The organism is Micromonospora sp. GCM10011541, from assembly GCF_042650725.1.
Classification (GTDB): Bacteria; Actinomycetota; Actinomycetes; order Mycobacteriales; family Micromonosporaceae; genus Micromonospora; species Micromonospora sicca.
In genome coordinates this window covers 479,031-500,376 of the sequence record NZ_JBHSBP010000055.1, presented here as the reverse complement: position 1 = coordinate 500,376, position 21,346 = coordinate 479,031, and the positions used below count along the sequence as shown (strand labels likewise).

At 72.8% G+C, this 21,346-nt stretch carries 20 protein-coding genes and 1 pseudogene; 9 read left to right on the top strand and 12 right to left on the bottom strand.

Annotated elements, in window-relative coordinates:
- The first annotated feature begins 92 nt into the window (after window positions 1-92).
- The 3 genes from bioB to ACFOYX_RS24375 are packed head-to-tail and all read left to right on the top strand — an operon-like array spanning window position 93 to window position 1,818.
- Window positions 93-1,088, top strand: a complete 996-nt coding sequence (gene bioB, locus ACFOYX_RS24385) for a biotin synthase BioB (RefSeq protein WP_322442837.1) — start codon at window positions 93-95, stop codon at window positions 1,086-1,088.
- A gap of 8 nt (window positions 1,089-1,096) precedes the next feature.
- Window positions 1,097-1,306 carry a hypothetical protein gene (locus ACFOYX_RS24380; RefSeq protein WP_322442838.1) on the top strand — a complete coding sequence of 70 codons (210 nt, stop codon included), beginning with the start codon at window positions 1,097-1,099 and terminating at the stop codon, window positions 1,304-1,306.
- A 5-nt stretch (window positions 1,307-1,311) separates the two neighbouring features.
- Window positions 1,312-1,818, top strand: a complete 507-nt coding sequence (locus ACFOYX_RS24375) for a GNAT family protein (RefSeq protein ID WP_322442839.1) — start codon at window positions 1,312-1,314, stop codon at window positions 1,816-1,818.
- Between the two features lie 185 nt (window positions 1,819-2,003).
- On the opposite strand, the gene ACFOYX_RS24370 is transcribed toward ACFOYX_RS24375, so the two are convergent.
- Window positions 2,004-2,531: a DUF488 domain-containing protein gene (locus ACFOYX_RS24370; protein WP_322442840.1), complete on the bottom strand. Its 528-nt coding sequence runs from the start codon at window positions 2,529-2,531 to the stop codon at window positions 2,004-2,006.
- 206 nt (window positions 2,532-2,737) lie between these two features.
- Here ACFOYX_RS24370 and ACFOYX_RS24365 point away from each other — a divergent pair, with 206 nt between their 5' ends.
- A complete protein-coding gene (locus tag ACFOYX_RS24365) occupies window positions 2,738-3,958 on the top strand; it encodes a YbfB/YjiJ family MFS transporter (RefSeq protein ID WP_322442841.1) in 1,221 nt (406 codons plus the stop codon).
- Between the two features lie 74 nt (window positions 3,959-4,032).
- Here the strand turns inward: ACFOYX_RS24365 and ACFOYX_RS24360 are convergent, their stop codons facing one another.
- Window positions 4,033-5,019 (bottom strand): GlxA family transcriptional regulator, encoded by a 987-nt coding sequence (locus ACFOYX_RS24360; RefSeq protein WP_322442842.1) that lies wholly within the window; start codon window positions 5,017-5,019, stop codon window positions 4,033-4,035.
- Between the two features lie 87 nt (window positions 5,020-5,106).
- Window positions 5,107-5,634, bottom strand: coding sequence for a GNAT family N-acetyltransferase (locus ACFOYX_RS24355; protein WP_322442843.1), 528 nt, complete (start codon window positions 5,632-5,634; stop codon window positions 5,107-5,109).
- 484 nt (window positions 5,635-6,118) lie between these two features.
- Here ACFOYX_RS24355 and ACFOYX_RS24350 point away from each other — a divergent pair, with 484 nt between their 5' ends.
- The 4 genes from ACFOYX_RS24350 to ACFOYX_RS24335 all read left to right on the top strand — a co-directional run bounded on the left by ACFOYX_RS24350 (window position 6,119) and on the right by ACFOYX_RS24335 (window position 10,263).
- The gene (locus ACFOYX_RS24350; protein WP_322442844.1) at window positions 6,119-6,856 is read left to right on the top strand and encodes an LPXTG cell wall anchor domain-containing protein; all 738 of its coding nucleotides are present in this window, start codon (window positions 6,119-6,121) and stop codon (window positions 6,854-6,856) included.
- A 207-nt stretch (window positions 6,857-7,063) separates the two neighbouring features.
- Window positions 7,064-7,600: an isochorismatase family protein gene (locus tag ACFOYX_RS24345; RefSeq protein WP_322442845.1), complete on the top strand. Its 537-nt coding sequence runs from the start codon at window positions 7,064-7,066 to the stop codon at window positions 7,598-7,600.
- A 279-nt stretch (window positions 7,601-7,879) separates the two neighbouring features.
- Complete coding sequence (locus ACFOYX_RS24340) at window positions 7,880-9,448, top strand: aldehyde dehydrogenase family protein (protein WP_322442846.1); 1,569 nt, start codon at window positions 7,880-7,882, stop codon at window positions 9,446-9,448.
- A 269-nt stretch (window positions 9,449-9,717) separates the two neighbouring features.
- A complete protein-coding gene (locus ACFOYX_RS24335) occupies window positions 9,718-10,263 on the top strand; it encodes a hypothetical protein (RefSeq protein ID WP_322442847.1) in 546 nt (181 codons plus the stop codon).
- A gap of 159 nt (window positions 10,264-10,422) precedes the next feature.
- Here the strand turns inward: ACFOYX_RS24335 and ACFOYX_RS24330 are convergent, their stop codons facing one another.
- The 5 genes and pseudogenes from ACFOYX_RS24330 to ACFOYX_RS24310 form a co-directional block, all read right to left on the bottom strand.
- Window positions 10,423-11,295, bottom strand: coding sequence for an abortive infection family protein (locus ACFOYX_RS24330; protein WP_322442848.1), 873 nt, complete (start codon window positions 11,293-11,295; stop codon window positions 10,423-10,425).
- 113 nt (window positions 11,296-11,408) lie between these two features.
- Window positions 11,409-11,835 (bottom strand): annotated as a pseudogene (locus ACFOYX_RS24325) (DUF2637 domain-containing protein); the annotation flags it as partial.
- Window positions 11,836-11,915: 80 nt separating this feature from the next.
- Entirely contained in the window at window positions 11,916-13,490 is a 1,575-nt protein-coding gene (locus tag ACFOYX_RS24320; RefSeq protein ID WP_322475066.1) for a recombinase family protein, read from the bottom strand.
- A gap of 185 nt (window positions 13,491-13,675) precedes the next feature.
- Window positions 13,676-14,728, bottom strand: coding sequence for a GNAT family N-acetyltransferase (locus tag ACFOYX_RS24315; RefSeq protein WP_322442850.1), 1,053 nt, complete (start codon window positions 14,726-14,728; stop codon window positions 13,676-13,678).
- Window positions 14,729-14,808: 80 nt separating this feature from the next.
- Entirely contained in the window at window positions 14,809-15,513 is a 705-nt protein-coding gene (locus ACFOYX_RS24310) for an amino acid-binding protein (RefSeq protein WP_109802987.1), read from the bottom strand.
- 150 nt (window positions 15,514-15,663) lie between these two features.
- Between ACFOYX_RS24310 and ACFOYX_RS24305 the strand changes: the two genes are divergently transcribed.
- Window positions 15,664-16,752, top strand: coding sequence for a phosphotransferase family protein (locus ACFOYX_RS24305; RefSeq protein WP_322442851.1), 1,089 nt, complete (start codon window positions 15,664-15,666; stop codon window positions 16,750-16,752).
- 124 nt (window positions 16,753-16,876) lie between these two features.
- Here the strand turns inward: ACFOYX_RS24305 and ACFOYX_RS24300 are convergent, their stop codons facing one another.
- From ACFOYX_RS24300 to ACFOYX_RS24285, 4 genes are all read right to left on the bottom strand, one after another.
- Window positions 16,877-17,923 (bottom strand): LacI family DNA-binding transcriptional regulator, encoded by a 1,047-nt coding sequence (locus tag ACFOYX_RS24300; protein WP_109802985.1) that lies wholly within the window; start codon window positions 17,921-17,923, stop codon window positions 16,877-16,879.
- Window positions 17,924-18,005: 82 nt separating this feature from the next.
- On the bottom strand, window positions 18,006-19,439 hold the full coding sequence (locus tag ACFOYX_RS24295) for a GH1 family beta-glucosidase (protein ID WP_322442852.1): 1,434 nt from the start codon (window positions 19,437-19,439) through the stop codon (window positions 18,006-18,008).
- The gene (locus ACFOYX_RS24290) at window positions 19,436-20,335 is read right to left on the bottom strand and encodes a carbohydrate ABC transporter permease (RefSeq protein WP_322442853.1); all 900 of its coding nucleotides are present in this window, start codon (window positions 20,333-20,335) and stop codon (window positions 19,436-19,438) included. The genes ACFOYX_RS24295 and ACFOYX_RS24290 overlap by 4 nt, the downstream gene beginning before the upstream one ends.
- A gap of 9 nt (window positions 20,336-20,344) precedes the next feature.
- Window positions 20,345-21,325, bottom strand: a complete 981-nt coding sequence (locus ACFOYX_RS24285; protein WP_322442854.1) for a sugar ABC transporter permease — start codon at window positions 21,323-21,325, stop codon at window positions 20,345-20,347.
- Window positions 21,326-21,346: the final 21 nt, after the last annotated feature.

Sequence of the window (21,346 nt, the reverse complement as noted above, 5' to 3'; positions counted from 1 at the left end):
TCCGCCGGGCTGCTCCGACGCCCCTGGTGCCCGGCTCGAACGCCGGGCCAGGGCGGTTCTCCCCCGTCGGGCGGCCTTGTAGGGTACGAGCCATGCCAGAGATCCTCGACCAGGCCCGGACCCAGGTGCTGGAGAACGGCGTCGGCCTCGACGAGGCCGGTGTCCTCGCCGTGCTGAACCTGCCGGACGAAGACATCCCCGCCGCCCTCCAGCTCGCTCACGAGGTGCGGATGCGCTGGTGCGGCCCGGAGGTCGAGGTCGAGGGCATCGTCTCGCTGAAGACCGGCGGCTGCCCGGAGGACTGCCACTTCTGCTCGCAGTCGGGGCTGTTCACCTCGCCGGTCCGCTCGGTCTGGCTGGACATCCCGTCGCTGGTCGAGGCGGCGAAGCAGACCGCGAAGACCGGGGCGACGGAGTTCTGCATCGTGGCCGCCGTGCGCGGCCCGGACGCCCGGCTGATGAAGCAGATGCGCGAGGGCGTCGCCGCCATCAAGGCGGAGGTCGACATCCAGGTCGCCGCCTCCCTGGGCATGCTCACCCAGGAGCAGGTCGACGAGCTGGTCGACATGGGTGTGCACCGCTACAACCACAACCTGGAGACCTGCCGCTCCTACTTCCCGAACGTGGTCACCACGCACTCCTGGGAGGAGCGCTGGGAGACGCTGAAGATGGTCCGGGAGTCCGGCATGGAGGTCTGCTGCGGCGGCATCCTCGGCCTCGGCGAGACCGTCGAGCAGCGCGCCGAGTTCGCCGCGCAGCTCGCCGAGCTGGACCCGCACGAGGTCCCGCTGAACTTCCTCAACCCCCGGCCGGGCACGCCGCTCGGCGACCGCCCGGTGGTGGAGGGCAAGGACGCGCTGCGGGCCATCGCCGCGTTCCGGCTGGCCATGCCGCGGACCATCCTCCGGTACGCGGGCGGCCGCGAGATCACCCTCGGCGACCTGGGCACCCGCGACGGCCTGCTGGGCGGCATCAACGCGGTGATCGTCGGCAACTACCTGACCACCCTGGGCCGGCCGGCGACCGACGACCTCGCGCTGCTGGACGACCTGAAGATGCCGGTCAAGGCGCTCTCCGCGACGCTGTGAGGTCGACGGTGACCGAGCTTGTGGGGCCGACGGCAGCCGACCTGTGGTGCGACCGCTGCGGTGAGTCCGCCGCCGCGGGTCCCCACCAGGCGTGCGCGGCGGCCCGGGCGCTGGAGCCGCCGCGCTACTGCGCGCACTGCCGGCGCCGGATGAAGGTGCAGGTGCTGCCGGTCGGCTGGTCGGCGGTCTGCGTCGAGCACGGCGAGATCCGGGGCTGAGCCCGATGCTGCGGGGGCGGGCGGTGACGCTGCGACCGGCGACGGACGCGGACGTTCCGGTCCTCGCGGCGATCCGGGCCACCCCGGAGGTACGCCACTGGTGGCGCGGCGGCGACGACCTGGCCGAGGCCGTCCGCGCCGACCTGGCCGACGACGACCTGACCGTGTACGCGATCGAGCACGACGGCCGGGTGGTCGGCGCGATCCAGTGGTACGCCGAGCCCGACCCGGACTACCGCCACGCCGCGATGGACATCTTCCTCGACCCGGCGGTACGCGGCACCGGCCTCGGCGGGGACGCGATCCGCACCCTGGCCCGGCACCTGGTCGACGAGCACGGGCACCACCGGTTCACCGTCGACCCGGCGGCGGCGAACACCGCGGCGATCCGCGCGTACGCGAAGGCGGGCTTCCGCCCGGTCGGCATCATGCGCCGGTACGAGCGCGGCGCCGACGGCCGCTGGCACGACGCCCTCCTGATGGACCTCCTCGCCGACGAACTGCCCGACTGACGCAGCGGGGGCGGCCCGCGCAGCGCCGGACCGCCGCAGCCCGCTGCCGTCCTGGTGGACGCCGCGGCCCCAGTCGTAGCGGGCGGCCAGCCAGGCGGTGTGCAGGCCGGCGGTGGGCGCGATCAGCTCCGGCATGCGGCGAGGCTGGCGGGTCGGGCGCCCGGCGGACCATCGCACTCCCGGCCTCACCGGTCCCAGAGCAGGTGGCCGTCGGGCTGGCGGCGGGCGCCCTCGGCCGGGCGGTGTGGACTGAGCCGGCCATCGGGCATGAGATGGGTCACCGAGGCACCGCGGCCGAGCACCGCGACGTCGGCGATCAGCCGGCGGTGGCAGCGCCACCACACGCTCTCGCTGCACATCACCGCCGTGGTCCGGGCCGCCGCGTCGGCGAGCACCCCGTCCAACGCGGCGTCGAACCCGGCGGTTCGGGTGTAGGCGGCGTACGCCCGGAAAGCCGGGACGGTCCACCAGGTGTCCGGCTCCGGCTCCCCGGCCGGGACGTGCCGGCGTCCGCCGAGCCGCACCTCCCAGCGGTAGCCGATGCCCCGCTCCGGCAGCCAGCGGGCCAGTTCCTCGCGCCGGACGTCTGGATTGGTGCGGCTGGCCGGGTAGCGCCGCACGTCCACCACCAGGGCGATCTCCGCCGCGGCCAGCAACGCCCCCAGCCGCTCGCGGTCGGCCGCGCCGTGTCCCACCGTCAGCAGTTCCGCCACGACGGTGCATTGCCCCGAATCCCGGCGACCTACCCGCACGTCGAGCGGCGGACGATCGCGACCAAACCTCTCGGTCGGGACGGCACCCGGCGCACGTCGGTGTCCCGATCCGAGGGTGACCTGTCCATCCGGACGGCCATCGCGGCTCCACCCCTGCCGGTTCCACCTGACAGCGGGCCGACGAGCCCGCCGACCGAGGAGGAACCATGTCCCCGAATCCACGGCGGCGCGAGACGCTGATCGCGCTCGGCCTGGCCGCCGGCCCGATCGTCGCGCTCGGCTTCACCCGCTTCGCGTACGCCCTGCTGCTGCCCGCCATGCGCGGTGACCTGCACTGGACGTACGCCCAGGCCGGCGGCCTGAACACCGCGAACGCCGCCGGCTACGTGATCGGCGCCGGGACGGCCGTGCTCTGGGCCCGCCGGCTCGGCGACCGGGCCGCCTTCGCGGGCGCCCTCGCGGTCAGCGCGCTCGCCCTGCTGCTCACCGCGACCACCGCGGACTATCCGGTGCTGAGCCTGCTGCGGTTCGTCGGCGGCCTGGCCACGGCGGTCTCCTTCGTGCTCGGTTCGGCGCTCGCCGCCCGGGTCGCCACCGGCGGTGGCCAGCGCCGGGCCGCGCTGCTGGTCGCCCTCTACATGACCGGGGTGGGCATCGGTGTGGTGCTCTCCGGGCTGCTGGTGCCGGCGGCGCTCGCCGTGGCCGGGGACGCCGGGTGGCGGGCCGGCTGGCTGCTGCTCGGTGTGGTGGCCGTGCTCGCGGTCGGGCCGGCGCTGCTCGCCGTCCGGCGGGTCCCGGCGGCGGCCGCGCCGACCGGCGCCGGGCTGCCCCGGGCGGACCTGGCCCGACTCGCCCCGACGTTCGCCTGGTACGTCCTCTTCGGCGCCGGCTACGTCAGCTACATGACCTTCGTCATCGCGCTCCTGCGCGACCAGGGTCTCGGCACCCCGGGCATCGCCACCTTCTTCGTGGTGCTGGGTCTCGCCTCGGCGGTGGCCACGCTGGCCGTGTGGGGGCGGGTGGTCGGGCGGCTGCCCGGCGGCCGGGCGCCCGCGCTGGTCTCGGCGCTGGTGCTGGTCGGCGTGCTGCCGGTGCTGCTGCTGCCGGCCGGGCTGCCCGCGGCGCTGCTGTCGGCCGCGATCTTCGGCAGCTCGTTCATGGCCGGCCCGACGGCGGCCACCGTGCTCGCCCGGCGGGCCCTGCCGGCCGGCGGCTGGACCGCCGGCATCGCCCTGCTGACCGTGGCGTTCTCGGTCGGTCAGGCGGTCGGCCCGCTGATCTCGGGCGCGCTGTCGGACTCCGGTGGCGTCGCGGTGGGGCTCTGGCTCTCCGTCGCGCTGCTGGCCGCCGCCGGCCTGGTCGCACTCCGCCAGCGCGACACCGTCCCCGCCGAAGCCCCGGAGCCCGTGGCCGCCCTGCGCCGCTGACCCCGGCGTCGATCCGGGACCTGTCGTCCGGCCGCTCCCCCGCCGGCCAGGACAGGTCCCGGGTCGGGCGGGGTTCAGGGGGTGGGGTTGATGCCGGTGGTGCGGAAGCGGGAGCGGTAGGCGCCGGGGGTGACGCCGCGCTCGCGGAGGAAGGCCCGGCGCATCGTCTCCGGGGAGCCGAAGCCGACCCGACGGGCCACCACGTCGAGGGTGTCGTCGCCCCGCTCCAGCAGGTCCTGCGCCGCCTCGACCCGGACCCGGTCGAGGTACACCCCCGGGGTGATGCCCAGCTCGCTGCGGAACAGCCGGCCCAGGTGCCGCGCGCTCACCCCGGCCAGCGCCGCCAGGCCGGCCAGGTCGTACGGCCGGGCCGGGTCCGCGGCCACCGTGTCCAGCACCCGGCGCAGCAGGTCGTTGCGGGTGCTCGCGGTGTTGGTGCGGACGCTGAACTGGGACTGCCCGCCGGGGCGCTGCATGAAGACCACCAGGTGCCGGGCCACCGCGCGGGCCGTCTCCGGGCCGAAATCCGCCTCGACCAGCGCCAGGGTCAGGTCGATGCCGGCGGTGATCCCGGCCGAGGTGATGATCCGGCCGTCGGCGATGAAGATCGGGTCCGGGTCGACGGTCAGCTTCGGGAACTGCGCGGCGAGCTGGTCGGCGAGGTCCCAGTGCGTGGTCACCCGGCGGCCGTCCAGCAGGCCGGTGGCGGCGAGGGGGAAGGCCCCGGCGCAGACCGAGGCGGTCCGGTCGGACTCGGCGGCGAGCCGGCGGATGTGGTCGAGCAGCGCCCGGTCCCCCGCGGCGGCCTGCCAGTCCGGCGCGCCGGGCACGACCAGGGTGCCCACCGGGCCGGGCACGTCGGGCAGCGCCAGGTCGACCCCGAGCCGGGCGCCGGCGCTGCTCACCACGTCCCGGCCGTCGGGCGAGGCGAGCAGCGGCCGGTACGAACCGCCGTGCTCGTTGGCGACGGTGAGCACCTCCAGCGGCCCGGTGACGTCGAGCAGCCGCACCCGGTCGTAGACGACGAAGACCACGGTGTCGCTGCGCCCCCGGGCCCGCATGGGTCGAGCCTAGCCAGCCTGGTCGTGACCGGTTGCCGGTCGACGTGACCGGCAACCGGCCGACGGGGTGGGCCACGGGGTGGCGGGTCACCGCGTCCGGATCCAGTAGCGCCGGGTCCGGCCCAGCTCCGTGTCCCGGACGTCCTCGAGCACGCCGCCGTGCCGCTCGATGGTCCGGGCCGACGGCACGTTGTCGTCGGCACAGGTGACCAGGGCCTGGCCGATCCCGCGCCGCCCCGCCTCGGCCAGCACCTCCCCCAGCGCGAACGTCGCCGCCCCGCGCCGCCGGGCGGACGGGCGCACGCCGTAGCCGATGTGTCCACCCGCGCGCAGCAGGAAGTCGTTCAGGCGCAGCCGCAACGAGACGGCGCCGAGGACCTCGTCCCCCTCGACGATCCACCAGTACACCGCCGGGACCCAACCCTCCGGCAGCGGCCGGGACTCGTCGGCCTGCTCGCGGAGCGAGCGCACCCAGGCCGCGAACCCGGCCGGCGAGTCGACGTCGTCGCCGGGTTGCAACCCGCTGCCGTCCTGGTGGACACCGCTGCCCCAGTCGTCCCGGGCGGCCAGCCAGGACCGGTGCAGGCGGGTGGTGGGGGCGATGAGCTCCAGCATCGGCGCAGGCTAACGGGGCGGCCGCCGAACCGGCCAGCGCTTTCCCGCGACCCCCCGCCCGAGGGCGGCGCGCGCAGAACGCCCTCGATCTTGGACAGTTGCCGTTCGTGGCGAACGGCAACTGTCCAAGATCTCGGGAGACGCCCGTGCCGGGGGGGCGTGTCCGGTGCTGGAGGCGGCCGCCCAGCCGGTGATCTCGGCCGTGCGGTGTTGGTCGCGGCGCGCGGCGGGCAGGGGTCTGGTGCCAGGCGGCCGGGTAACGCGGTGGTCACTGGTTGCTGAATACGACGCCGGTCCGAGAGGCCCGGGCGCAAAGGGCCGCTTTTGTGTTACATCGACACGCGCTGAAATCGGCTCGATCTTGCCGGATCTCGCCCTCCCGGCGGCAACATCTTCCCAGCTCAGGCCGACCGTCCGATATAGCCATCCGGCGCGCCGCATGGGATCATGTGCCGTCCCCTCACCACATCCTGGAGGATTTTTCATGCCACAGCGTCGGCACGTGGCGCGCGCGGCCCTCACCGCAGCCGCCGCCACGGCCTGCCTCGCCTTCGCCGCTCCGGCCTGGGCCACGGGCAACCCGCACAACCCGCCCGGCGACAACGGCACCGTAAAGATCGACGGCGCTCCGTTCGAGGACGAGGTCGACAACCAGCCGCACGTCACCTGCGACTTCGAGCTGGAGTTCTTCAACTTCGACGAGAGCCAGAAGGCGAACATCACCCTCTGGGCGCAGCCGCCGTCGAGCAGCCCGAAGGACAAGGTCGTCTGGTCGAAGAGCAATGTGCTGATCAGCAACGACCCGGCCTCCGGCGCGGAGAACGACCACGACGAGGTCATCAAGCTCTCCGCCAAGGACCTGGACCTGGCCGGGCTGACGCTGCATCCGCAGCAGGGTTACCACATCAAGCTCGACGTGGACCTGACCGACGGCAAGGCGTTCGACGACAAGCACAAGGTCTTCTGGCTGAAGCCGTGCGAGTCGAGCGAGTCGCCGACCCCGACGCCGGGCGGATCCGACAACCCGTCGGAGGACCCGTCCGCGAACCCGTCGGGCTCGGCGGGCGGCGGCAGCGGTGGAGGCACCGGCACCGAGGGCGGCCTGCCGCTCACGGGCGTGGCCGCGACCAGCATCGCGCTGACCGGCCTCGTGCTGATCGGTGGCGGCGTCGCGTTGATGGTGCTCCGCCGTCGCCGCGACAAGATCACCTTCACCAGCTGACCCACGCGTCGGCAGCGACCGGCCGTCGGACCTCGGTCCGGCGGCCGGTCGGCGCTTTCCCGGGGAGCCCGGCCCTGGTGCCGCAGCCCGGCTCGTCCGCGGCAGCCCGGCTCGTGCGCGGCAGCCCGGGCGGGTGGGGCTGCTCCCTCCCACCACCGCCGCCAGCCGTAGGCGGCTGAGCAGCACCTCAACCGATACGATCATGGCGTGGACGCGCTCGACCCGCACCGGACCGCCGTCGTCCTGATCGACCTGCAACGGCGCATCGTGGACCTGCCCACCGCCCCGCACACCGGCGCCGACGTGGTGGCCCGCTCGGTCGCCCTCGCCGACGCCGCCCGCGCCACCGGCGCCACCGGCGTGGTGGTCCGGGTCGAACGTCCTGGTCCCGACCCGCAGCCGGCCGGGAGCGAACTGGTTCCCGAGGCCGTACCACGACCCGGCGACCTGGAGATCGTCAAGCACAGCTGGGGCGCCTTCCACGAGACCGGGCTGGACGATGCCCTGCGTGCGCGGGGCGTCGACACGCTGGTCGTCGCCGGGCTGGTCACCAACTTCGGCGTCGAGCAGACCGCCCGGGTGGCCGAGGAGATCGGCTACCGCGTGGTCTTCCCGCACGACGCGATGTCCGGACTGGACGCGTACGCGCACGAGTTCGCCGTCGACTACGTCTTCCGCCGGCTCGGCACGGTCTGCTCCACCGACGAGGCAGTCGCGGCGCTCCGACCGGCCGGCGTTCGTTGAACCCGATCCGGCCTTGATCCGTACTGACGGGTAACCCGGTCGACGTCGCCCGGAGATGTATCACATAATCGGCAGCCTTCTATTCCTTTGAGGCGTACCCCCAGGTCAGAGCCGATGTTCGACGGTCGCGAGAATTCGCGAGCGGCGCCGCACGGCGGACCTGGTGTCCTGGCATACGAGCGTACGGTTGCCGCCGCGCTCGACGGCGCGGGACAGTACCCGACACCAGCGGTGCCATCGACGCCGCCGCTCCCCCGGTCCACCCTGAGGAGAAACGCGATGGCTCTCAGACTCGCCGACGGCACCGCCTGGTCCGACACCCTCGCCCGCGCGGTGGCCGCCACGCCGGAGGCCTTCGGGGCCCCGGCCGACGGCGTCACCACCCTGCACAACCTGGTCCAGGGCGACTGGCGGGCGGTCGGGGCACCCACCCCCGTCCGCACCCCCGTCGACAACACGGTCCTGGTCAACCTCGCCCGGCTCGACGCCGACACGGCCCGCGCGGCGGTCGCCCACGCCGCCGCCGCGCACCGGGAGTGGGCGCAGACCCCGCTCGCCGACCGCAAGGCCCGGGTCACCGACGCGCTGGACGCGCTCACCGCGCACCGCGACCTGCTCGCCCTGCTGCTGGTCTGGGAGATCGGCAAGCCGTGGCGGCTGGCCTGCGCCGACGTGGACCGCGCCCTCGACGGCGTCCGCTGGTACGTCGGCGAGATCGACCGGATGCTCGCCGACGGCCGGGAGCCGCTGCCCGGGCCGGTCAGCAACATCGCCTCCTGGAACTACCCGATGAGCGTGCTGGTCCACGCCGAGCTGGTGCAGCTGCTCGCCGGCAACGCGGTCATCGCCAAGACCCCGTCCCAGGGCGGCGCGGTCTGCCTCACCGTCGCGCACGCCCTCATGCGCCGGGCCGGCCTCCCCGCCACGCTCGTCTCCGGCGGCGGCGAAGAGCTGTCCGAGGTGCTCGTCCGGGCGCCGGAGATCGGCGCGGTCGCCTTCGTCGGCGGCCGCTCCAACGGCGGCAAGGTGGCCGCCGCGCTGCTCGACTCCGACAAGCGCCACTTCATCGAACAGGAGGGCCTCAACGCCTGGGGCATCTGGAACTTCTCCCAATGGGACCTGCTCGCCGCGCACCTGAAGAAGGGCTTCGAGTACGGCAAGCAGCGCTGCACCGCGTACCCCCGGTTCGTGGTCCAGCGCGACCTGGTCGACGAGTTCCTCGACATGTACCTGCCGGTCGTCCGCTCCGTCCGGTTCGGACATCCGCTCGCCGTCGGCGCCGACTGGTCGGCCGGCGACCCGCTGCCCGAGCTGGACTTCGGCCCGCTGATCAGCGCCGCCAAGGCCGAGGAGCTGCGCCGCAAGGTCGACGAGGCGGTACGCGGCGGCGCGGTGCCGCTGCACCGCGGCAAGCTGGACGGCGCGCCGTTCCTCGACGGGCAGGACACCTCGGCGTACGTGGCCCCGGCGGTGCTGCTCGCCCCGCCCGGGCGGTCCGGGCTGATGCACGCCGAGCCGTTCGGCCCGGTCGACACCATCGTCGTGGTGGACACCACCGACGAGCTGTTGGCCGCGATGAACGCCTCCAACGGCGCGCTCGTGGCGTCGCTGGCCTGCGACGACACCGACGAGGCGGCGAAACTCGCGGTCGACCTCCAGGCGTTCAAGGTGGGCATCAACAAGCCCCGCTCCCGGGGCGACCGGGAGGAGCCGTTCGGCGGCCGGGGCGCCTCCTGGAAGGGCGCCTTCGTCGGCGGCGACCTGCTCGTGCACGCGGTCACCGTCGGCGGGGACGGCCGGCTCTACGGTAACTTCCAAGACTGGACGGCACTACCGCCAAACGTCTGACCGTTTAGGCAAGCGTCCGTCATCCGTCAGGGTGCGTCCGGATCGGCCGAGGCGAGCGAGCACGACCCGGACTAGGTGCCGGAAGAGGCCCTAGAAACGCCGAACGTCCCGGCCCTGGGTAGCACCAGGGACCGGGGCGAACGGGCGCGAGAAGTGGCTTTACGAGGGGTACGACGGCTGGCGCCGCCGTCGGCCTTCGCTCGCAGCCGGCGCTACCCCGCTACAGTCGCGCGGGTGACCGGAGAGATTTCGTGAACTGGCGTCAATTCGTGGTCGCGATGGTTCAGGCCCTCGTGTGGCCGGCGGTCGTCGTCGTGGTCCTCGTCATGTACCGCCGCCGTGTTGCCGAACTGCTCGGCGACAATCTCCGCCGGCTCAGAGCAGGCCCTCTTGAGGTTGAATGGGAAAAGGCCGCGGAGGAGGTCAGAGCCACCATCGAAGCTGTCGAGGCTGTGTCGGACGCCAGCGACGACGACCAGCCGTCAAAGGTTGAAGAGCTCCTTACCATCGCGCGATCCCTCGTCAACGAGCGTCCGCCCTTGGCGATCGCGTTTGCCTGGGAGGCCGCACGGTACGCCTTCGAATCGCATCTTCCAGGCGAGGGTTTTGAGGATCTTCGGGGGCTTCGGAAGATGTTGGCGAGAGCGAAGGCACGTGGCCTAGTCAACCCCGGCGCGGCACTTGTTTTTGAGCGGCTCTTCCCGCTTGGCATGTTGTCCTACGAGGCTAAGGGGACGGAGGAGCAGGCCCGAGAGTTCGTCGATCTGGTGGAGGACTTCCGAACGCTCCTCGACAAGCCGACGCTTCTGACGTAGTGGCCTCGTCACGGCCTGCGGCCTCGCCCTCTGGCGGCCGAGACCACGTCTCCTCCACGTAGCGCTCGTAGGCGCGTAAACGCCAAAAGCCCCCGACCAGCACGGAGCCAGAGGTCGGGGCTAGGCGCTCGCCCGCCTCGCCCGGCGCCCTCAGCCGCGTCAAGTCGTCGAGCCCGAGGGTAGGCCGTTGGTTGCGTGCTTCCGCCAGGGCGCGGCCGGGTCGGCCAGGGTGTCGAGGATGAGCTGACACCAGGTATGGGCCGCGCCGACCGCCAGGTGCGCGTGACGCGGACGCAGGCCGGCGCGCGGCGCTGCTGGAGCGTGTCCAGTCCCCCAGCCTTCATTCCGCAGCTCGCCGAGGCCCATCGCGACGCTCATCAAGCCGCCGAGGATGCGTTTCACCGCGTTGCTTCCATCCGGTCCTGGCACCTGCGTTTGCGGGTGCAGGAGCAGCGCCCGCTGTGCGAGGTCGATCAACGCCGGCAACTTCGCCGTCTTGTCTTCGAACGGCACGCCGAGCTCAATGAGGACAGTCTTGGCGGTCGCCTCGACCAGTTCCTTCGCGGAGCCGATCGCCTGCGCCGGGTCCGTCGGTAGCGCCCGGTCGATCCTGTCGAACGAGTCCAAGATCATGGTCGGGTCGCGCAGTGCGCCGAAGGATCGGGGCAACCTCGCCGCGGCGGCGGCGAAGCTGTCCGCCTTCGGCTTGATTCTGCCGTCCGAGTCCAGGTCGAACCCCTGGCGCTCTAGGAACTTGCGCGCAGCGTCGATCACGCCGTCGGCTAGCCCATCGAGCAGCGTTTCGTAGACCCTGAGCACTCTCGCCACGTGCGCAGGGTCGACCCAATCGACGTTGTCCTCGTACTCGTGCCACAGCGTGCGCCGGTCGCCTGCTTCGTTGTTTGGGTCGCCAGAGGGGACGAAGCCTTGGTCCTCCCACATGCCCGTGATCAAGCGCAGCACAGAGGTTTGAGCGGCGAGCTCACGGAAGTGCCGTCGCACGGGCAGCGGGACGATCTGGCGATAGGTCACGGCCGCCAAGCGTATCCACTCGTCCACACACTGTGCTAACCGTTACTCCTCACCGGGCTGGTCTACTTGAGGACCAGGCCGGCAACCCCGAGAAGATACCGACAAGCAGACCCAGGGTCGCCAGACCTTGGCTGGGAGGCCGGGGCCGACGAGAAGACGAGCTTGACCAGCGCCATAAAGGCCAGCGCCGGAACGGCCGACAGGATGCCGCCGGATAGGCCCGGCTTCGCGACGGCGAGCTGGGCCGAGAGCGACAGACCGGCGGCGGCGACAAGCAGCGCGCGGGTAACCGGCGGCCTTGCTGGCGCGGCGACGGCGGCGGATGTCGAGGAGGGCGGCGACCGGGACGAGCTCGGATATGCACGCGTTAGCCCAGCCGAACCAGTCCGGCGTACCGGCGGGGCTGTTGGTCATGGTCCAGTCGTGGACGTGTGTAAACGAGGCTGCGCCAGCGGCGAGGCCGACCACGAGGAGGATCGCCACGAGGACGACGGACTCGGCCCGCTCGGCGCGGGTCGGTCGGTGGGTAGGCTCGGACAAAGCGGAACCTCCAGAGTTCCGTTAGGGCCTCGGCAGCGCTGCAATCGCTCGCCGGGGCGTGCCTTGTTGGTGGGCCTGGGTCAGGCGTCGGCGGACTCGTCCTCGCCCGCCCAGCGAACGCGGAAGCGCGCCTTCGGCGGTAGCGCACGGTCCCGCAGGATCGTGACGACGTCGAAGGTGAGCAGGTACAGCGCCCGCCGGTCCTCGGCGGTGCCGCCGTCGAGCGACTCCAATAGCTGGAACGCGTCGAGCAACCCACCGACGTCGACCACGTGGTCCGCCTCGGGAGCGGCGGCAGTCGCAGCGGCGAGACGCGCCGTCGCTCGCTCGTAAAGCGCCGTCCATCGCGCGATGCCGTTGACGCCGACGAACTCGCCCCGCTCGTACCGTGCGGCTTCGAGGTCGGCGACGGCGGCCTCCGCGTTCGCGATCGCGGCGACGGCGGCCCGTCGCTCGGCGTCGTCGACCGGGTCTTGCTCGCGGAGCCAGCGGGCGGCGACCGCCTGGAACTCGGGCGAGCCGGGCTCCAGCGCGGCGACGCGGCGAGCGACGCGCGACGACACCTCGGCGGTAATCGCGGGGGCGTTGACGTAGTTACCCGGACACGGGCTCGCGCCCTGCGAGCTACGTACGCACTTGAACGCGTCCGCGCCCTTCTTCCGCTGGCCTCGCCCGCCGCGCTGGAACGTCATCGCGCCGCCGCATTCGCACCGCAGAAGCCGGCTCAGCTCGTGCGCCGGGGCAGCACCTACGGCCGGCCTGCGGCGGCCGTCGGCGTTGAGCGCCGAGCGGGCGTTGAGCGCCGTTTGTAGGCCGTGCCACTCGCCGGGGCTGAGGATCGGATCGTTGGCGACGACGATCAACTCGCCGTCCTCGCCGCGTACGGGGAGACCTTCGTTCGGCAGCCAGCCAGCCAGCGCCGGGTTACGCAGGATGACGCGGACGGACTGGAGCTGCCAGGTCGGCGGGCCGGTGTAGGTGCGGCCGTTGCGGGCGGGCTTGTCGGGCCGCTTGTAGCCCTTGGCGGCCTTCGGCGTCGGCACGCCCTCCGCGTCGAGCCACTTCGCGAGGGCGCGTAGCGAGTCGCCGGTCATGGCTCGGCGCACCAGCTCGCGGACGATCGGTGCCTCGTCGGGGTGCCGCACGAGGCGGTGATCTTGGACGACGTAGCCGAAGGGCCGTTCGCGGGTCCACCAGCCCTTGCGGCGGTCGTTGGCTTGGCGCGAGAGCACGCGGGCCTTCAACGTCTCGCGCTCGGTGTAGGCGACCTCGGACAGCACGGCGGCGGTGATGCGGAAGGCGTGCGAGTCGCTGTCCATCCGGTCGCCGTAGGTCAGCATTCGGCCGCCGGACGCCTTGAGGACCTCCAGCAGCCGGGCGACGGCGGGTAGCCCTTCGCGGGAGATCCGGTCGAATCGCCACGCGAGCAGGGCACCGGCGCGGCCGGCCGCGGCGTCGTCAAGCCACGCGAGGAACGCGGGACGCGCGGAGAGCGCGCCAGACAACCCGTCGTCGACGTGGGTGGCTACAACGGTGTAGCCCTCGTCGAGCGCGAGGCGGCGCAGGTCGCGTTCCTGGCGCTCCAGCGAGTCGGACTCATCTTTCGATACCGATATCCGCAGGTAGAGTGAGCAGGTTTTCGGGGGTGTTGGCATGGCCCGGACGGTATCACTGTGCTGGGACAATTCCCCGACTACAGCAGCTACCCGGCCACCTGAGTCACCCCGGACATGGGCAGGGCCCCCGCACCAGGGGCCCTGCCGTTTCACCGCCTCCGCACCGGAGGTCGGCCGTCCCGCCGGCGCCGGGCGCACCGCCCGACGCCGGCGCTCCCTTCAGCTCACCCGGACCGTGCCGTCACGCCGGCCACCAGCGGCACCGTCGCGGTCAGCAGCGACCCGTCCCGCTCCACCGGGGCCGGGCGGCCCAGCCGGGCCAGGGTCCGCTGCATCGGCGCGTTCTCCGCCTGGACGAGCAGCACCACGGCCACGTACCCGGCCCGCTCGGCGTGCCCGACCAGGCGGCGCAGCAGCGCCGTGCCGATGCCCCGCCGCTGCCAGTCGTCCCCGACCAGCAGCGCCGCCTCGGCCTCGTCCCCCTCCGCGAGGAGGTTCGCCATCGCGACGACCGACTCCGCCTCCCCGCCGGAGCCGGCGCGGGTCGCGAGGAGGGTGATCCCCCGCGCCGGTTCGAGCAGCCGGCGCAGCCGGGACGCCGGCGGGCACGGGGCGCCACCCAGGTACCGGCGCTGCCGGCTGCGCGCCGAGCAGGCCCGGTGCAGCTCCACCACACCCGGCAGGTCGTCCCCGGTCGCCGGCCGGACCGACAGCTCCGTCCCGTCGGGCAGGAGCAGGGTGACCTGGTCCGCCGCCCGGCGGGCCACCGTGCCGGCCAGCTCGACGAGCGTCTGCGCCCGGGCGTACTCGGCCGGGGTGAAGCGGGGCGCGGCCCGGCGCAGCTCGAACGACCCGCCGGCCGGGTCGGCGAGCAGCATCGTCGCCGCGCCGATCCCGGGCCGGGCGCCGACCGGCACCGGACGCCAGGTCACCGCGTCCGCGCCGAGCAGGGTGCGCAGCGCCTCCCCGGTCGCGTCCGGGTCGCGGACCAGCCGGGTGGCCAGGCCGAGCACCCGGGTGGGCTGGTCGGCCAGGCCGCGCGCCTCGCTGCGCGCCACCCAGCAGTCCCGACCCCGCCCCCGCTCGACCGCGGCCAGCAGGTCCGCCTCGGTCAGCTGGTCGGGCGCGTCGACGAGAAAGTCGTCGACGGCGCCCACCTCGGTGGTGTGCACCTGCACGGTGAGGATGTTGACCCCGCGCAGCGCGAGGCTCGCCGTGAGCACCGACAGGTAGCCGGGCCGGTCGTCCACGGTGGCTCGGATCCGCCATAGCGTCATGTCTGCTCCCTTCCTCACCACAAGACCCTGCCGCCCAGCTGTTGCGCTGCCGTTGCCCGACGGTGACAGGCCCGGACCGGTCAGGTGACGCTGGTCACCGGCGGAGCGCCGACCAGGTCGAGGCGGTCGCCGAGGATCACCGCGCTGGCCCGGACCAGCTGGGCCAGCCGGTCCACCTCGGTGGAGTGGAACGCGGCGGCCGCGAGGGGCTCGATGCGGTCGCGCGCCACCACCAGCACCAGGCCGGCGCGCCCGAACGGCGCGACCGCGTAGTGGTCGCCGGCCGCGGTGGTCATCGCGCGGGCCCGCAGCGGGGTCACCTCCGGCAGCCGCGGCGGTTCCGGCGCCCGCCAGCTCGCGTGCCCCACCGTCGCCTCGCCGGCCGCGCCGCTGCGCGAGGCCCAGTCCAGCGGTACGACGGCGGCCACCGCCCAGTCGGCGGCGAGCAGCCCGGGCACCGCGTCCACCAGGGTGGCCACCCCGTCGGCCGGGTTCGCGGCGACCTGGGCGAGTAGTTCGGCGTCCTGCCCGGTGGTGGTGGGCGCGCCGATCGCCCGCCACACCCCGTCCACCTTGACGCCGGGGATCGCGGCCAGGCCGGCGAGGAGGCGTTCCACCCGCGCCGCTCCCGGCCAGACCACCGTGAAGTCGTCGACCGCCCGGCCGCCGAGCCGCTCCAGCACCACCACCTGGACGATGTCGGCGCCGGACACGCCGAGTGTGCGGGCCACCTGGCCGAGCGTCCCGGGTCGGTCCGGCAGGGTCACCCGAACTCTCAGCAACATGTCTGGTCCCTCCGCGTCGGCGGGCCGACCGTGGCGGCCGGCAGGCTGGGCACCAGCCTGTCGGTTGACCATTTCGCCCCTGTTGCAGCGGCATGTCCCGGCGGAAAATCCGACCTTGACAAGAAAGCTGAGCTGCCATCAACTATCCGGATGACCGAACCGGCCGTCGACCCTGCCCAGACCCCGACCGGCTCGGCGGCCGACCGGTCCCCGAAGGGCCTCGACCTCGACCGGCTCGCCGCGTACCTGGCCGAACGGCGGCCGGAGCTCACCGCCGGGCCGCTGTCGGCGCGGCTGATCGCCGGCGGCAAGTCCAACCTGACGTACCTGGTGCACGCCGGCGGGCGCGAACTGGTGCTGCGCCGGCCCCCGCTCGGGCACGTGCTGGCCACCGCGCACGACATGGCCCGCGAGCACCGGGTGATCTCGGCGCTGGCGCCGACCGAGGTCCCCGTCCCGGAGGCGCTGCTGCTCTGCGCCGACGACGCGGTGATCGGCGCGCCGTTCTACCTGATGCAGAAGGTCGACGGGCAGGTCTACCGGACCCGGGCGCAGACCGACCCACTCACCGACGGGCAGCGGCACGACCTGGCGATGGCGATGATGGACACCCTCGCCGCGCTGCACATGGTCGAGCCGTCCGCCGTGGGGCTGGCCGACTTCGGCCGCCCCGAGGGCTACCTGGGGCGGCAGGTACGCCGCTGGGCCGGCCAGCTCGACCGCTCCCGCAGCCGGGAGCTGCCCGGCATCGACGAGCTGCGCGACGCGCTCGCCGACACCGTGCCGGAGGGCGCCAACGCGGGACGGATCGTGCACGGCGACTACCGGCTGGACAACCTTCTCGCCGCGGTCGACCCGGTCACGGTCCGGGCGGTCCTGGACTGGGAGATGGCCACCCTCGGCGATCCCCTCGCGGACCTGGGGCTGCTGCTGACGTACTGGAGCGTGCTGGGCGACAGCGAGCTGGCCGAGGGCAACCCGGTGGCCGACGGGATCGGCCCGCGCGCCGGCTTCCCCAGCGGGGACGAGCTGATCGACCGGTACGCCGGCCGCAGCGACGTCGACGTGGGCCCGCTGCACTGGCATGTGGCGCTCGGCTGTTTCAAGCTCGCGGTGATCTGCGAGGGGATCCACTACCGGCACACCCTCGGGCAGACGCTCGGTGGCGGGTTCGACCGGATCGGCGACATGGTGGCCCCGCTGGTTGAGCACGGCCTGCGCGCGGTCAGGGAGAAGTGACGGACCTTCGTCCCGTCCGGCCCGCCCGCAGGTTCGCCTCTCCTCGCCGTCCGGGGGTCCGACGCGACCGCTGACTGCCTTTGGCGCTGATGTCGCAGACGATTCAGCCGGGCGCCGGGGGCCATTAGGCGGAGGCGCGGTGGATGAGTTTCGTGTCGAGGAGGACGTGGGGGCTCGGGACCTCGTCGCCGCGGATGCGGGAGACCAGCAGGCGGGCCATCTGCCGGCCCATCTCCTCGACCGGTTGGAAGACGGTGGTCAGCGGGGGTTCGGCCTGCCGGGCGATGGGCGCGTCGTCGAAGCCGACCACCGCCACGTCCTCGGGCACCCGGCGACCGGCCTCGCGGAGCGTGCGGAGGGCGCCGAAGGCCATCAGGTCGGAGGCGGCGAAGACGGCGTCCAGGTCGGGGCAGACCTCCAGCAGCCGCCGCATGCAGGCGGTGCCGCTGCCCTCGCTGAAGTCCCCGTACGCGATCAGGTCCTCGTCCACGCGGGCGCCCGCGGCCCGGACGGCCTCCCGGTAGCCGGACAACCGGGCCAGGCCGGCGCCCATGTCCTGCGGCCCGGCGATGGTGGCGATGCGTCGCCGCCCCCGCGCGAAGAGGTGCTCCACCGCCTGCCGGGCGCCTCCGACGTTGTCCATGTCGACGAACCAGGCCGGCTGGGCGTCGGGGTGCAGCATCCGGGCCGGCCGACCGCCGAGCACGGTGGGCAGGCCCCGCTCCTCCAGCAGGGCGGGCAGCGGGTCGGAGTCGTGCAGCGAGAGCAGCAGAACCCCGTCGACGTGCTGGTTGGTCAGATGGTGCTCGACCCGTTCCCGCTCGATCGGCGACTGCACCATGGCCAGCCAGAGCTGCATCGGCGTCTCCAGCAGCCCGGAGCTGACGCCCCGGACGATGCCGGCGAAGAACGGCTCGGTGAAGACCCGCTCGCCGGACTCGGAGACCACCAGCGCCACCGAGTCGGTCCGCTGGGTCACCAACGCCCGGGCGGCGCGGTTCGGCACGTACCCCAGCTCGGCGATCGCCTGTTGGACCGCGGCGCGGGCCTCCGGGCTGACCTGGGGCGAGCCGTTGACCACGCGGGAGACCGTGCCGCGCCCGACGCCGGCGCGGGCCGCGACCGCGTCGAGGGTCGGGCGCCCGAGCGACCGGGTGCGCTGCGTTGTCATCGTGTGCTCCTCCGACGTCGGACGGGCCCGGCACCGGTTGAGGCGTCGGTGCCGGGCCGCCCGCTACTGGCTGGCCTGGAGCCTATTGTGCGGCCAGGCCGTTCCGTCGGATCACCTCGGCGTACCACCTGGCGCTGGACTTGGGGATCCGGGCCTGGCTGTCATAGTCGACGTGGACCATGCCGAAGCGCTTGGTGTAACCCCACGCCCACTCGAAGTTGTCCATCAGTGACCAGGCGAAGTAGCCCTTCAGGGGCACCCCGGCGCTGATCGCGGCGTGCGCGGCGCGCAGGTGCGCGTCGAAGTACGCCAACCGGTCCGGATCGTCGACCTGGCCGTCGACCACCGTGTCGACGAAGGCCGAGCCGTTCTCGGTGACGTAGAGCGGCAGGTCGGTGTACTCCCGGTGCACCCGCTCCAGCGTCTCGACCAGGCCGGGGGCGTCGATCTCCCAGTCCATGTCGGTGACCGGAACGCCCCGGGTGACGAACCGGACGTCCTCGCTGCCCGGCCAGCACGACGGCGACCGCCAGTACGCCTCCGGCTCCGCCCCCTCGACCGGGGCGGCGACGACGTGCCGGCTGTAGTAGTTGATCCCCACCACGTCCAGCGGGCTGGAGATGATCGTCAGGTCGCCGTCCCGGACGTGCCCGAAGTCGCTGACCTCGCGCAGGTCGGTCCGCAGGTCGGCCGGGTAGGACCCGCGCAGCACGGGGTCGAGGAAGAACCGGTTCGCCAGCCCGTCGATCCGCCGGGCGGCGTCGACGTCCGCGGCCGCGTCGCTGGCCGGGGTGACCGGGTAGAGGTTGAGCGTGATGCCGAGCTGGGCGTCGGGCCGGGCCGCCCGCAGCGCCTGCACCGCCAGCCCGTGGCCGAGCATCAGGTGGTGCCCGGCCCGGACCGCGTCGCCGCCGTCCGAGCGGCCCGGCGCGTGCACACCGGAGCCGTAGCCGAGGAACGCCGAGCACCACGGCTCGTTGAGCGTCGTCCAGTACCGCACCCGGTCGCCGAGGGCGGCTGCGACGAGCTGGGCGTAGTCGGCGAACCGGGCGGCGGTGTCCCGCGCCGGCCAGCCGCCGGCGTCCTCCAGCGGCTGCGGCAGGTCCCAGTGGTAGAGGGTCAGCCACGGCTCGATGTCGTGCGCCAGCAGCTCGTCGACCACCCGGCGGTAGAAGTCCAAGCCCTCCTGGTTCGCCGCGCCGGTGCCGCCGGGCTGCACCCGCGGCCAGGACACCGAGAACCGGTACGACTTCAGCCCCAGCTCGGCCATCAGCCGGACGTCGTCGGGCATCCGGTGGTAGTGGTCGCAGGCCACGTCCCCGGTGTGCCCCGCCACCGTCCGGCCCGCGGTGTGGCTGAAGGTGTCCCAGATCGAGGGGGTCCGGCCGCCCTCGGCCGCCGCGCCCTCGATCTGGTACGCGGCAGTGGCCGCGCCCCAGAGGAAACCGGGCGGGAAGGTGAGTTCCGGGCCCTGGTCGAGGACGCCGACGGCGGGTGGGCTGGCTGGGTTGCTCACGACTTGACGGCGCCTTCCATGATTCCGCCGATGATCTGGCGGCCGAACAGAACGAACACGATGAACAGGGGCAGGGTGGCGATCAACGTACCGGCGAAGATCTGCGAGTTGTCGGCGAAGTAGGCGGTGTTGAGGCTGCGCAGGGAGATCTGGACGGTCGGGTTGGCCGGGTCGGCCAGCACCACGAAGGGCCAGAAGAACTGGTTCCACTGTTCCATGAAGGTGAGCAGGCCGAGCACCGCGGCGGCGGGGCGCAGGGCCGGCACCACCACGTGCCAGTACACCTTCCACGTCGAACAGCCGTCCACCCGGGCGGCCTCGATCAGCTCGTTCGGGACCGCCTGCTCGGCGTACTGCCGCATCATGAAGATCCCGAAGCCGCCGATCAGGAACGGGACGGTGACCGAGGGCATGGTGTTCAGCCAGTCGAGCTTGGCCATCAGGATGTAGAGCGGCAGCACCCCGAGCTGGATCGGCACCATCATCGAGGCGAGGATGACCAGCAGCAGCGCGTTCTTGCCGCGGAAGCGGAGCTTGGCGAAGGCGAAGCCGGCCAGCGAGCCGAAGAAGACCGTGGCCAGGGTGATCGTGCCGGCGACCAGGAACGAGTTCAGCAGGCCCTTGACGATGTTGGCGTCGCCGTTGGCGAGCACCCGCTGGATGTTGTCGCCGAGCTTGCCGCCGGGTAGGAACGGCGGCGGCCAGGAGTTGGCGGCGTCGTTGGTCCGCGACGCGATCACGATCATCCAGTAGAACGGGAAGAGCGACAGGATCACGCCGAGGACCAGGCCGAACCAGGTCAGCGGGCTGGCCTTCCAGAGGCGCTCGGCGGAGTGGCCGGCGGCGCGCGGTTTCCCGCCGGGGCGGACGGGTGGGCGGAGCGTCGTGGTCGTCATCTCGTCACCTCACTTGTCGGCGCTGATGCGCCGGGCCAGCAGGTAGTTCACCGTCGACATCAGCGCGATGAGCAGGAAGAGCACGAGCGCGACCGCGCCGGCGTACCCCCAGCGGAACCGCTGGTTCATCACGTCGAGCAGGTACATGGTGATGGTCTGGAACTGCCCCTCCGAGCCGCCGGAGAGGCCGCCGGAACCGCTGGTGAACAGCAGCGGCTCGGTGAACAGCTGCAACCCGCCGATGGTCGAGATGAGCAGCGTGAAGATGATCGTCGGGCGGAGCTGGGGGATGGTGATCGACCAGAACTGCCGCCGGCGGGAGGCACCGTCCAGCGCGGCGGCCTCGTACATGTCCTTGCTGATGGACTGCATGGCGGCCAGGTAGATCAGGGCGTTGTAGCCGACCCACCGCCAATCGACCATGGTCGAGATCGCGAACCAGGAGGCGAACCGGTTGGCCCGCCAGTCGACCGGGCCGAGGCCGACGGCGTCGAGCAGCCAGTTGACCAGGCCGAAGTCCTTGGCGTACAGCATCGAGAAGATCAGCGCGACCACCGCGGTGGAGGTGATGATCGGCATCGCGATGGCCATCCGGAAGAAGGTCTGCCCGCGCAGCCGCCGGTTCAGGGCGTTGGCCAGCACCAGCGCCAGCAGCAGCTGCGGCACCGTGGAGAGCAGGAACATGCCGAACGTGTTGACCACGGCGTTCCAGAACTGCGGGTCGTCGGTGATCAGTTCGACGAAGTTGTCCAGGCCGACGAAGGAGATCGTCGGGTTCAGCGGCGACCGGTCGGTCAGCGCGATCCAGACGGTGTACGCGATCGGGTAGGCGCTGAACCCGGCGAAGATCACGAAGAACGGCAGGACGTAGAGGTAGGGCGAGTACGTCAGGTCCAGCCGGGTGAGCGAGGCGGGGCGGTGCCGCGGAGAACGGACGGCGCGGGACGGTCCGCCGCCCGGGGGTGCCGCGGTGTGCAGGTCGAGGCTCATTGCGGGTCCTTATCCTCGGCC

What these genes read in the sequence shown, in the direction of transcription:
- bioB (WP_322442837.1), top strand. Translation starts at nt 93, where the DNA reads ATGCCAGAGATCCTCGACCAGGCCCGGACCCAGGTGCTGGAGAACGGC.
- ACFOYX_RS24375 (WP_322442839.1), top strand. Translation starts at nt 1,312, where the DNA reads ATGCTGCGGGGGCGGGCGGTGACGCTGCGACCGGCGACGGACGCGGAC.
- ACFOYX_RS24365 (WP_322442841.1), top strand. Translation starts at nt 2,738, where the DNA reads ATGTCCCCGAATCCACGGCGGCGCGAGACGCTGATCGCGCTCGGCCTG.
- ACFOYX_RS24360 (WP_322442842.1), bottom strand. Translation starts at nt 5,019, where the DNA reads ATGCGGGCCCGGGGGCGCAGCGACACCGTGGTCTTCGTCGTCTACGAC.
- ACFOYX_RS24355 (WP_322442843.1), bottom strand. Translation starts at nt 5,634, where the DNA reads ATGCTGGAGCTCATCGCCCCCACCACCCGCCTGCACCGGTCCTGGCTG.
- ACFOYX_RS24350 (WP_322442844.1), top strand. Translation starts at nt 6,119, where the DNA reads ATGCCACAGCGTCGGCACGTGGCGCGCGCGGCCCTCACCGCAGCCGCC.
- ACFOYX_RS24340 (WP_322442846.1), top strand. Translation starts at nt 7,880, where the DNA reads ATGGCTCTCAGACTCGCCGACGGCACCGCCTGGTCCGACACCCTCGCC.
- ACFOYX_RS24320 (WP_322475066.1), bottom strand. Translation starts at nt 13,490, where the DNA reads ATGCCAACACCCCCGAAAACCTGCTCACTCTACCTGCGGATATCGGTA.
- ACFOYX_RS24315 (WP_322442850.1), bottom strand. Translation starts at nt 14,728, where the DNA reads ATGACGCTATGGCGGATCCGAGCCACCGTGGACGACCGGCCCGGCTAC.
- ACFOYX_RS24310 (WP_109802987.1), bottom strand. Translation starts at nt 15,513, where the DNA reads ATGTTGCTGAGAGTTCGGGTGACCCTGCCGGACCGACCCGGGACGCTC.
- ACFOYX_RS24305 (WP_322442851.1), top strand. Translation starts at nt 15,664, where the DNA reads ATGACCGAACCGGCCGTCGACCCTGCCCAGACCCCGACCGGCTCGGCG.
- ACFOYX_RS24300 (WP_109802985.1), bottom strand. Translation starts at nt 17,923, where the DNA reads ATGACAACGCAGCGCACCCGGTCGCTCGGGCGCCCGACCCTCGACGCG.
- ACFOYX_RS24290 (WP_322442853.1), bottom strand. Translation starts at nt 20,335, where the DNA reads ATGACGACCACGACGCTCCGCCCACCCGTCCGCCCCGGCGGGAAACCG.
- ACFOYX_RS24285 (WP_322442854.1), bottom strand. Translation starts at nt 21,325, where the DNA reads ATGAGCCTCGACCTGCACACCGCGGCACCCCCGGGCGGCGGACCGTCC.